Source organism: Bradyrhizobium sp. PRIMUS42, from assembly GCF_023006515.1.
GTDB lineage: Bacteria > Pseudomonadota > Alphaproteobacteria > Rhizobiales > Xanthobacteraceae > Bradyrhizobium.
In genome coordinates this window covers 1-9,764 of sequence record NZ_JALBGZ010000175.1, presented here as the reverse complement: position 1 = coordinate 9,764, position 9,764 = coordinate 1, and the positions used below count along the sequence as shown (strand labels likewise).

Here is a 9,764-nt window from a genome sequence, read left to right as displayed (position 1 = left end):
CGTCATGACCAGCGTGCCGCCGAGCAGCGAGGTCGCATCGCCGAGCGACGACACGGTGACGTCCATGCGCTCGCCGGGGCCGATCGAGGGTGGCAGGTCCGCCGTCACCATCACGGCCGCGACGTTGCGCGTGCGCAGCGTCGTCGGACGCGTGGGATTGTTGGTGCTCGTGGTCTCGTTCCTGACATTGATGCCCATGTTCTCCAGCATCGATTGCAGGGACTGCTCCGTGAACGGAGCGTTGCGAAGCGTGTCGCCGGTGCCGTTCAGGCCGATGACGAGGCCGTAGCCGACGATCTGGTTTTCGCGCAACCCCTTGATGTCCGCGATGTCCTTGATGCGGACGGCGGCATGGGCGCTGGCGGCCGAAAGCAGCAGGACGAGCGCAAGCAGGATCCTGGTCATGACCCGTCCACGACCTTGACGGTGCCGTCCGGCTGGACGATGCCCCTGATGATCACGCCGGTATCGGTGTTGCGCACCGGGATGAGCGCGCCGGCCGCACCCGACTGCATCGCCGAGCCGTAAGTGACGATCGACAGGCCGCTGTCTTCCACCACGACCTTGACCTGGGCGCCGCGGGCGACAGTCCAGGGATCTTCCACTGCATTGCTGGGAATGGGCTGGCCCGGCAGCAGCGCGCGCCGCGCCATGCGGCCGACCAGGACCTGGCGTCCCTCGACGAACATGGCAACGCCGAGCAGGTTCGTCGCGAAGGCGCGCTCGGTGATCATGTCGTCCCGGATCAGCTCGCCGGCGCGGATCGAAACCGCCGGCACGGGAAGCCGCTTCTCCTCGGCCACGGCAAGGCGCACTGAAGCCAGAATCAGCAGCACGGCGGCCAACCCGCGCATGATCAGACCCACCCTGTTCAACATCGAGACACCGGAACTAGCGCATGCCCTTCGAAACGGTCTGGGCCATTTCGTCCGAGGCCTGGATGACCTTGGCGTTCATTTCGTAGGCGCGCTGCGCCGAGATCAACTCGGTGATTTCCTTGACCGGGTCGACGTTCGAGGCTTCGAGATATTTCTGGTTGATCTTGCCGTATCCGGAATCGCCCGGCAGGCCGACGACCGGCGTGCCCGACGCCGTGGTCTCCTTGTAGAGATTGCCGCCCAGCGGCTCCAGGCCCGCTTCGTTGGCGAAATTCGCGAGATTGAGCTGGCCGATCTGGCGCGGGTTCACTTCCGTGTCCAGCTTGGCAAACACCTGGCCGGTGGCATTGACAGTGACCTCGACCGTTCCCTGCGGCACAGTGATCGCGGGATCCAGCAGATAGCCGTCGATGGTGACGAGCTGGCCGTTGGCGTTGGTGTTGAACGAGCCGGCGCGGGTGTATTGCACCTCGTTGTTCGGGCCAAGCACCTGAAACCAGCCGCGGCCATTGATCGCCATGTCGTAGGGGTTGCCGGTTTGCGTCAGCGCGCCCTGGATGTGCAGCTTGCGGATCGCCGCCGACTTGACGCCGAGACCGAGATTGGCGCCTTCCGGGATCGGCGACGAACCGTTGACGTTGGCGACGCCCTGCATGCGGTCCATCTGGTAGAACAGATCGGTGAACTCCGCACGCGCCCGCTTGTACGACGTCGAGTTGATGTTGGCGATGTTGTTGGCGATGACTTCGATGTTGGTCTGCTGGGCGTTCATGCCCGTGGCCGCAATGGCGAGCGATTTCACTTGCGTTACTCCTTCAGATCAAATCGACATCCGGACGACTTCCTGGTAGGCCTGCACGACCTTGTCGCGAACCGCGACCGCGGTCTGCAGAGCCTGCTCGGCCGACATCAGCGCCTCCACGACGCGCCGCGTCGATTCCTTGCCCTGCATCGCCGAGATCGACGCCGCTTCGCCCGCCTTCAGCGTTCCGATCGCGTCCGTCGTCACCTGCTTCATCACCGAGTCAAAGCCGACATCGTCGGATGGCTGGATCGCGGTCGGCGCCGCGGGCGCGATGGCCTGCGTCTCGGTCGCGCGGCTCGCCGCCTGTCCTGCGGAGATCGCCGTGGATGAAATCGCCTCAAGCATTGTCAGCTCCTCAAGAGGTCGATGGTCATGCCGAGCATCGACCTGACCTGTTTCACGACCTGGAGATTGGCTTCATAGGACCGGTTGACTTCGCGCATGTCGGCCATCTCGATCATCATGTTGACGTTCGGCAGCTTGACGTAGCCGGCCTTGTCGGCGGCGGGATGCCCGGGATCGTACTCGACGCGGTACGGCGTGGTGTCGACGCCGATTTCCTTGACCTTCGCGAGCTGCGAGCCCGAGGCGCGGTCCATCGCGGCATCGAAGGTGATGGTCTTGCGCTGATAGGGATCGGCGCCGGCGGTGCGCCCGGTCGAGGTCGCGTTGGCGAGATTCTCCGAGACGATGCGCATGCGCGTCGATTGCGCCTCGAGCCCGGAGCTCGCAACAGTCAGAGAGGCGCTCAGTGAGTCCAGCATGTCAGTTCACCTCAGGCCTTGGCACCGGCCAGGACCATGCGGTGGAACGACCGCACGATCGCCGAGTTCATCGAATAGTCGCGGCTGACGTCGCTGCCCTTGATCATTTCCTGCTCGAGGCTGACCGAGTTGCCGGAATGAACCACTTCCCAGCTGTCCTTCTTCGCGATCGCGCGCGTGTCGGTCTCGGTCGCGGACAACTGCAGGTGCGACGGCGATGTCCTTGCGAGCCTCACCGGCATGCCGTCGAGCACCTTGTTGAAGGGCTCGACGTCGCGCGCCTTGAAGCCGGGCGTGTTGGCGTTGGCGACGTTGGTGGCGATGGTCGACTGGCGGAGCTCGAGGTAGCGCGCCTGCGACGATGCGAGTTCGAAGAGATAAAGCGGTCCCACGACAGCCCCGTTCTGGTCCATTCGGGAGAAGCCTAGGGCGTTAAGCTTTCGTCAAGCTGTTGGGCCGGACGTCGTCCTCGGAATTCTACCGGACCTTCTCGGTGCGCGGCGCCTGCTTCGACTGCAGGAAGTAGATGATCTCTGCGACGGGGCGGAAGAACTCCGCCGGAATCACCTGATCGACCTGGACCGCCTCGTAGAGCGCGCGCGCCAGCGCCTTGTTCTCGATGACGGGGATCCGGTTCTGCTCGGCGACCTCGCGGATCTTCAGCGCGATCACGTCCATGCCCTTGGCCACCACGAGCGGCGCGGGGTTTTCCTCGCGATTGTAACGTAGCGCGATCGCGAAATGCGTCGGGTTCGCGATCACCAGCGTCGCGCGCGATGCGGACGCGATCATCCGCTGCCGCGAACGGTCACGCGCCAGCGAGCGCAGGCGCGCCTTGATCAGCGGATCGCCCTCGGCCTGCTTGTGCTCGTCCTTGATCTCCTGCTTGGTCATGCGCAGCTCGCGCCGCCAGTGGAAGCGTGCCCAGGCGAGATCAATCGCCACCAGGACGATGGTCGCGATGCAGATCGCCGAGACGATCCGCATCGCGATGTTGAGAATCATCTCGGGCAGCGCAACCGGATCCGTGTACATCGCCTCGAACGCCTTCGCCTCCGATGCGCGCAGCACGAAGACGACCACGGAGGTCACTGCTGCGAGCTTGAACAGCGACTTGGCGAACTCGACCAGCCCCTGCGTTCCGAAGAGCCGGCTCCAGCCGCCGATCGGAGAGATTCGCGAAAGGTCCGGCTTGATGCGCTCCAGCACCAGGCGCGGCGCATTCTGCAGCAGCGAGGAAGCGAGCCCGAATACCATGAGGATGACGACCAGCGGCACCAGGAAACGCAGCGCCTGGAGGCCGACCACGGTGAGCAGGTTCTGCGCGTCCGCACCGGTGGAGAGCGGAAAGCCTTCAGGATCGTCCAGCAGGCTCGTCAACGTCGGCGTCAATTGCTGCACGCCCTGACCGATCAGGAACGCCTGAATGACCAGCAGCGCGGCCATCGAGGCGAAAATAGAGGCCTCCCGAGAGACCGGGATCTTGCCCTGTTCGAGCGCATCACGGACTTTCTTCTCGGTCGGCTCTTCTGTCTTGCTCTCCTGATCGGATGATTCTGCCATGCCCGTTCAGCGGTCAGCGGAAGACCAGCTCATCCTCCTGCTCGGGGTTGAGCTCGATTTCGCCCTTCTCCGCGAGCTCGAGCGCGAGATCGGTGATCACGCGCCGCGCCTCCAGCACGTCGCGCTGGTTCGAAGGCTCACCGATGGCGAGCTCGTGCTCGACAACGCGGCGGACGCGCGAGGCGACCGAGGACAGGATCAGCTCGCGGAAATGCTTGTCGGTCCCCTTCAGCGCGACGACGATGCGATCGGTCGGCACCTGGTCGAAGATCATGGTGCGCGCTTTCGGCGTCAGGTTGGTCACGTCGTCGAAGGTGAACAGCAGCTCCTTCAGCACTTCGGCCGACTTCGGCCGCTTTTCCGACAGGCTCTTCAGCATGTCCTCGATGTGGCCGCGCTCCATCTTGTTGATGATATCCGCGACGCGGGCGTAGGTGTCGGCGCCGAGGTTGCGGGCGAAATTGAGTGTCAGGTCCTCGTGCAGCGTCTTCTCGAGAACCTTCATCGCGTCGTCGACGATCGGCTTGAGGCTCAGCACGCGCCGCATCAATTCGTTACGCAGGCTCGAGGGTAGCTGACTCATCACCTTGGCGGCGCAAGACGGCTTGACCTTGGACAGAATCAGCGCCGCGGTCTGCGGATGCTCCTTGGAGAGGTAGGTCGCCAGCGAGTTTTCCGACACCGACGAGACGCGATCCCACACCGACCTGCTCGAATTGCCGAGCAGGTCCGACATGATCGCCGTCACCTGGTCGGCGGGAAGCACATCGCCAAGCACGGCTTCGAGGCCACCGAGGGTCCCCAGAATGTTCGCGCCCATCGAGAATTGCTGGGCGAACTCCTCGACGATCGATTCGAGCTCCTGCGCCGTGATCGGCCGCAGCTCGGCCGCGGCCTTGGTGACGATGCGAATGTCCTGCGGCTCGAATTGCGCGAGCACGCTCGCGGCTGCCTGCCGACCCATGGCCAGCAGAAGTGCCGCGACCTTCTCCGTTCCACCCAGCGTGGCAACGCCTCGCTGCTTGATGGGGGCGATGCCGACCTGTGCCGCCATGGTCAGCTATCACCCTGCCCCAGCGGTCCGACGATCTCCGTGAGCGAGACGCCGAAGCGGGAATTGTCCTCTTCGACGACGACCACCTCACCGCGGGCAACGATGCGGCCGTTGACGACGACATCAACGGGCTCGCCGACCCGGTGATCGAGCGGAACCACGGCGCCGCGGCCGAGCTTCATCAGGTTCGCGACCGGAATGGTCGCCGATCCCAGCACCACCTGCATGGTGACGGGAATGCGCAGGATGGCATCGACATTGGCGAACTTGCCGCTCTCCTCGACCGTGCGCGCGGCAATCTCCGCCAGCCGCTCCAGCGGAGAGGTTTCGGTATGGCCCTCGTCGGAGGCCGGGGCTTGCGCGGCAGATTCATAGTCGAAGGATTGCGCCATCTGGTATCGCCTCTTGGTATTTCCGCTCCCGGACCGTCGTGACGTTCCGATCGTATTGGTTCCGCCGGATTCGGCGTCAGTGCTTGTTCACCTCAGTGCCGCCTGCGGTCGCAGCCGGCGCGAGCCCGCTGCGGGCATCGAGCGCCGCGATCGCCTCGTGGGCCTGATCGATCTTGGTGCTCAACACGTTGGCGAGCCGTCCGAGATTGGCGGTGGAATCATGCGCCGCTGTGATGACCGTATCGAAGGCGCCCGCCGTCTCGTGGACGATAGTCGAGAATTCGCCCTGGTAGCTGCGCAGCCGCGCCAGCTCGCGGTGCATCCGGGTCACCCGCATGCTGGTGAAGGCGAGCGCAATCAGCAGCACGGCATCAACGAGATAGGATATCATCGACGAACTCCCGTTTCTGATCGACGGGATCGGCCACCTGCATGGCGTAATAGCCATCAAGCTGGCCGATCTGACACCAGAACAACACCTGGTTGTTGCTTTCGAGCCGGGCGAGCGTGCGCGGCGTGGCTTCGAGCTCGAGCACCTGCCCAACCTTGAACTTCACGACATCTTCGAGGGATATCATCTTCTCGTCGAGCACCGCGCTCAGCGTCACCTCGGTGCGGTGAACCTCGCTCTCCATCTGCTCGCGCCAGCGCGGATCGGAAGCGCGACCGTCGCTGACGACGACATGAGCGAGCTTCTGCCGGAGCGGATTGAGCGCGGAGTGCGGAATGATGAGGAACATCTGGCCGCCGCGGTAGAGCGCCTGGACCATCATGTTTGCGCAGATCGACATGTTGCTGGCGCGCCCGATCGCCAGCGACGCCATCGCCGTCTCGACCCGCTCCACGCGGAAGGTGACGTTGGAGGTGCCGGCGAAGGCGCTTTGCAGCGCCTTGGCGAAGCGCTCGAACAGCGCCTGGACCAGCCGGATCTCGATGTTCGAGAAAGTGCGCTCGACATCGAGCGGCGGTTCCGCGCCGTCGGACCCGAACATCGCCTCGACCATCGTAAACACGAAGTCGCGGTCCAGCATGATGATGACGCGCGAGTCCCACTGCTCGGCATAGAGCACCGCAGCCACCGCGTTGCCCTCGTAGTCCTTGATAATGTCGCCGAGAGGATCGTTGGTGATGCCGTTGACCGAGAAATAGCACGGCGTTCCAGCCATCGGCTGCAGGCTGTCGGTGCAGGATGCCGCCATGCGATCGAAGATCACATTGAGCATCGGCATGCGCTCGATCGATATGCCGGCAGCGTCCAGCAGATAGTTCGGGAGCTGCTTCTTCTGATCGACGCCGACGTCTTCCATCATCATGCGCGGGCAGCCTTGGGTTCGGGCTCGGTGACGACAGCCTTGGGACCTGCGATCGTCTCGTTCTCGACGACGTCGATCGACGGCCGTTCGCTGCTGGCGATCATCTTGCGGCCGTGCTCGACGGCGATTTGCGGCATGGCGCCGTTCATGAAGGCCAGCAGCGTCTGCTTGACGATGATGTATGGGCGGCACTTCTTCTCGCGCGTCATCTTGATCTTGATCGCGAAGGGCGAAAGGACACCATAGGACAGGAAGATGCCGGCGAAGGTACCGACCAGGGCCGCGCCGATGAAGCCGCCCAGCAGCTTCGGGGATTGGTCGAGGGCGCCCATCGCCTTGATGACGCCGAGCACGGCGGCGACGATGCCCAGCGCCGGCAACGCCTCGGACACCGTCACCAGCGCATGATAGGGCGCCAGCTTGCCCTTCACGATGGTGTGGATCTCCTCGTCCATCAGCGCCTCGATCTCGTGCGTGCGCGCATTGCCCATGATGATGAGGCGGACATAGTCGCAAATGAACTGGAGCAGCGAGGGATCGCCGAGCACGCTCGGGAACGCCTTGAAGATTTCGGAGGATGCGGGATCGTCGATATGCGCTTCCACCTCGTTGCGGCCCTTGCCCCTGAGCTCGCGCATCAAAGCATGGAGCGCCCCGAGCAGGTCGAGATAGTAGCGCTCACTCGGCACCGCGCCGGTGATGGCCTGCATGCAGGCCACCCCGGTGTCCACGACCGTCTTCCACGGATTGGCCACGATGAAGGTGCCGACCGCGGTCCCCATGATGATCACGAACTCCCAGGGCTGCATGAGCACGGCCAGATGCCCGCCCATGGCGGCAAATCCGCCGAGCAGCGCCGCTACCGTGATGAAAATCCCCACGAAACTGCCCAACGCGCCGCTCCATCGCCGATCCCATCGGGAATATCTAGTCGGCGAGCCTTGCGCGAAGCTGGCTTCCCGCATCGCCAGCCTCGCGCAAGCAAATGGCTGCAGCTTGGGACGGCGTCGCAACAGCGGCCAGAGGGGCGCGTGTCATGCTATCCACCATCGCGGACTACACCAGACTGACCAAGGACATGGGCAAGTCGCTGACCCAGGTCGCGACACAGCCGGATGTCAGCCGCGAGACCGATTACTTCCTGAGCCATATTGGCAACGTGAAGACGATCGACGACTTCCTCAAGGACTATCGCCTCTACTCCTACGCGATGAAGGCCTTTGGCCTCAGCGACATGACCTATGCCAAGGCGTTCATGCGCAAGGTGCTGACCGAGGGTGTCGCCAACAAGAACACCTTCGCCAACAAGCTGACCGACACCCGCTACCGGGAATTCGCCACCGCCTTCAATTTCGCCGCCCTCGGCAGCAACGCCACCAAGACCGCCCAGGCCACGACCGGGACGGCAACCCACTATGTCACGCAGACGATGGAGCAGAAGGCCGGCGACCAGAACGAGGGTCTGCGGCTGGCGCTCTATTTCACCCGCAAGGCGTCCACGATCACGACCGCCTACCAGGTCCTCGCGGACAAGGCGCTGACCCAGGTGGTTCAGACCGCGCTCGGCCTGCCCTCGACGATCAGCGCGGCCGACATCGACGCCCAGGCCAAGATGATCACGAACAGGGTCAAGCTCACCGATTTCCAGGACCCGGCCAAGGTCACCAAATTCGTGCAGCGCTTTGCGGCGATGTGGGATGCGACCCAGGCCCAGAGCAACAGCTCGACCAATTCCGCGCTCGTCCTGATCGGGGGCGCTTCCTCGGCCAGCATGGATATCGACATGCTCTCGAAACTTCAGTCCATCCGGCTCGGAAAGTAGCTCATGCAATCGGCCCTCTATGTGGGATTGTCCGCCCAGGTCGCCCTCGAAAAGCGCCTCCAGACGATCGCCAACAACGTCGCCAACGTCAACACGGCGGCGTTCCGCACCGACGTGGTGAAGTTCGAGACCGTGCTGTCCAAGGCGGGAGCGAACCCGGTCGCCTTCTCCTCGCCCGGCGACAACATCATCTCGCGGGAGGTCGGCAACATCACCGAGAGCGGCAACCCGCTCGACGTCGCCGTGGTCGGGCAGGGCTGGATCGCTTTCGCCGGTCCGAACGGCACGGTCTATACCCGTGACGGCCGGCTCCAGATCGCCCCCAACGGCGATCTTCAGACCGTGAGCGGCTTCCCCGTCGTCGATTCCGGCGGCGCGCAGATCACGCTGGACCCGAACGGCGGACCGATCTCGATTTCGCGCAGCGGCTCGATCACCCAGGACAACAACGAGATCGGCACTATCGGGCTGTTCAACATTCCTGCCGACGCCAATCTCGAGCGCTACGGCAATTCCGGCGTGACGCCGGACCGGCCCGCGACCGCCATCGCCGATTTCTCGCGCGACGGCTTCAAGCAAGGCTATGTCGAGGGCTCCGGCGCCAACCCGATGATGGAATTGACCAAGCTGATCGCGGCCTCGCGCGCCTTCGACGGCACCAATTCGATGATCGAGGGCACCGAGAGCTCGCTGCAGAATGCAATCCGCACGCTGGGCGAGCCCGGCAAGTAGACCGCGCCTCGCGCGCATAGAAATTGAGGTTGGACTGATACCTTGAACGCTCTTCGGCAACTCGAGTGGGCGCTGCTGGAGCTTCAGCAGAGCACTCCCCTGGCAAGCGTCAGCGGCGCGATCTCCGAGATCGCGCCGACGCATTTCCGTGTCTCCGGCCTGTCCCGCTTCGTCAGGCTCGGCGAGCTTATTGGCGTCAATTCGGCCGGCAAGCCCCAGATCGGCGAAGTGGTGCGGATCGACAGCGAGGGCATCGTTGCCAAGCCGTTCGACCGGCAATTTGCCGGCGGCCTCGGCTCGGTCGCCTACCGGATGCCGCCCTTGTCCTTTGCGCCCGATCCGAGCTGGAAGGGCCGTGTCATCAACGCCCTAGGCGCGCCGCTGGATGGACTCGGTCCCCTCACCCCGGGCCCCAAGGCGGTCTCGGCTGAGGCCGAGGCG

Annotated in this window: 14 protein-coding genes and 1 pseudogene; 3 read left to right on the top strand and 12 right to left on the bottom strand. The window is 64.1% G+C overall.

Features of this window, described 5'->3' with window-relative positions:
- The 12 genes from MOV75_RS15605 to motA form a co-directional block, all read right to left on the bottom strand.
- Positions 1–405 (bottom strand): flagellar basal body P-ring protein FlgI (locus tag MOV75_RS15605; RefSeq protein ID WP_247006133.1); only part of this gene is annotated, 405 nt, incomplete at its 3' end.
- On the bottom strand, positions 402–854 hold the full coding sequence (gene flgA, locus MOV75_RS15600) for a flagellar basal body P-ring formation chaperone FlgA (RefSeq protein ID WP_246926225.1): 453 nt from the start codon (positions 852–854) through the stop codon (positions 402–404). The genes MOV75_RS15605 and flgA, both read right to left, overlap by 4 nt.
- 37 nt (positions 855–891) lie before the next feature.
- Positions 892–1,680 carry a flagellar basal-body rod protein FlgG gene (gene flgG, locus MOV75_RS15595; protein ID WP_063201481.1) on the bottom strand — a complete coding sequence of 263 codons (789 nt, stop codon included), beginning with the start codon at positions 1,678–1,680 and terminating at the stop codon, positions 892–894.
- A gap of 18 nt (positions 1,681–1,698) precedes the next feature.
- Positions 1,699–2,028 (bottom strand): flagellar hook-basal body complex protein FliE, encoded by a 330-nt coding sequence (locus MOV75_RS15590; protein WP_246926223.1) that lies wholly within the window; start codon positions 2,026–2,028, stop codon positions 1,699–1,701.
- Positions 2,029–2,030: 2 nt separating this feature from the next.
- Positions 2,031–2,447 (bottom strand): flagellar basal body rod protein FlgC, encoded by a 417-nt coding sequence (gene flgC / locus MOV75_RS15585; protein ID WP_100174722.1) that lies wholly within the window; start codon positions 2,445–2,447, stop codon positions 2,031–2,033.
- 11 nt (positions 2,448–2,458) lie between these two features.
- Entirely contained in the window at positions 2,459–2,860 is a 402-nt protein-coding gene (gene flgB, locus MOV75_RS15580) for a flagellar basal body rod protein FlgB (RefSeq protein WP_246926221.1), read from the bottom strand.
- Positions 2,861–2,924: 64 nt separating this feature from the next.
- Positions 2,925–4,010 carry a flagellar biosynthesis protein FlhB gene (flhB, locus tag MOV75_RS15575; protein ID WP_246926218.1) on the bottom strand — a complete coding sequence of 362 codons (1,086 nt, stop codon included), beginning with the start codon at positions 4,008–4,010 and terminating at the stop codon, positions 2,925–2,927.
- Positions 4,011–4,023: 13 nt separating this feature from the next.
- Complete coding sequence (locus MOV75_RS15570) at positions 4,024–5,064, bottom strand: flagellar motor switch protein FliG (RefSeq protein ID WP_246926216.1); 1,041 nt, start codon at positions 5,062–5,064, stop codon at positions 4,024–4,026.
- 2 nt (positions 5,065–5,066) lie between these two features.
- Positions 5,067–5,456: a flagellar motor switch protein FliN gene (gene fliN, locus MOV75_RS15565; protein WP_246926214.1), complete on the bottom strand. Its 390-nt coding sequence runs from the start codon at positions 5,454–5,456 to the stop codon at positions 5,067–5,069.
- 76 nt (positions 5,457–5,532) lie between these two features.
- Entirely contained in the window at positions 5,533–5,847 is a 315-nt protein-coding gene (locus MOV75_RS15560) for a hypothetical protein (protein WP_246926212.1), read from the bottom strand.
- Positions 5,828–6,769 (bottom strand): flagellar motor switch protein FliM, encoded by a 942-nt coding sequence (locus MOV75_RS15555; protein ID WP_246926204.1) that lies wholly within the window; start codon positions 6,767–6,769, stop codon positions 5,828–5,830. Before MOV75_RS15555 ends, MOV75_RS15560 begins: the two co-directional genes overlap by 20 nt.
- A complete protein-coding gene (gene motA / locus MOV75_RS15550) occupies positions 6,766–7,662 on the bottom strand; it encodes a flagellar motor stator protein MotA (RefSeq protein WP_246926201.1) in 897 nt (298 codons plus the stop codon). Before motA ends, MOV75_RS15555 begins: the two co-directional genes overlap by 4 nt.
- A 143-nt stretch (positions 7,663–7,805) precedes the next feature.
- Between motA and MOV75_RS15545 the strand changes: the two genes are divergently transcribed.
- The 3 genes and pseudogenes from MOV75_RS15545 to fliI all read left to right on the top strand — a co-directional run.
- Entirely contained in the window at positions 7,806–8,591 is a 786-nt protein-coding gene (locus MOV75_RS15545) for a DUF1217 domain-containing protein (RefSeq protein ID WP_246926194.1), read from the top strand.
- A gap of 3 nt (positions 8,592–8,594) precedes the next feature.
- The gene (flgF, locus tag MOV75_RS15540) at positions 8,595–9,323 is read left to right on the top strand and encodes a flagellar basal-body rod protein FlgF (protein WP_246926192.1); all 729 of its coding nucleotides are present in this window, start codon (positions 8,595–8,597) and stop codon (positions 9,321–9,323) included.
- Positions 9,324–9,365: 42 nt separating this feature from the next.
- Positions 9,366–9,764 (top strand): annotated as a pseudogene (gene fliI, locus MOV75_RS15535) (flagellum-specific ATP synthase FliI); the annotation flags it as partial.

Excerpts from the sequence above, each read along its gene's own strand:
- flgA (WP_246926225.1), bottom strand. The coding sequence starts at position 854 with ATGCGCGGGTTGGCCGCCGTGCTGCTGATTCTGGCTTCAGTGCGCCTT.
- MOV75_RS15590 (WP_246926223.1), bottom strand. The coding sequence starts at position 2,028 with ATGCTTGAGGCGATTTCATCCACGGCGATCTCCGCAGGACAGGCGGCG.
- flgC (WP_100174722.1), bottom strand. The coding sequence starts at position 2,447 with ATGCTGGACTCACTGAGCGCCTCTCTGACTGTTGCGAGCTCCGGGCTC.
- flgB (WP_246926221.1), bottom strand. The coding sequence starts at position 2,860 with ATGGACCAGAACGGGGCTGTCGTGGGACCGCTTTATCTCTTCGAACTC.
- flhB (WP_246926218.1), bottom strand. The coding sequence starts at position 4,010 with ATGGCAGAATCATCCGATCAGGAGAGCAAGACAGAAGAGCCGACCGAG.
- MOV75_RS15570 (WP_246926216.1), bottom strand. The coding sequence starts at position 5,064 with ATGGCGGCACAGGTCGGCATCGCCCCCATCAAGCAGCGAGGCGTTGCC.
- fliN (WP_246926214.1), bottom strand. The coding sequence starts at position 5,456 with ATGGCGCAATCCTTCGACTATGAATCTGCCGCGCAAGCCCCGGCCTCC.
- MOV75_RS15560 (WP_246926212.1), bottom strand. The coding sequence starts at position 5,847 with ATGATATCCTATCTCGTTGATGCCGTGCTGCTGATTGCGCTCGCCTTC.
- MOV75_RS15555 (WP_246926204.1), bottom strand. The coding sequence starts at position 6,769 with ATGATGATGGAAGACGTCGGCGTCGATCAGAAGAAGCAGCTCCCGAAC.
- MOV75_RS15545 (WP_246926194.1), top strand. The coding sequence starts at position 7,806 with ATGCTATCCACCATCGCGGACTACACCAGACTGACCAAGGACATGGGC.
- flgF (WP_246926192.1), top strand. The coding sequence starts at position 8,595 with ATGCAATCGGCCCTCTATGTGGGATTGTCCGCCCAGGTCGCCCTCGAA.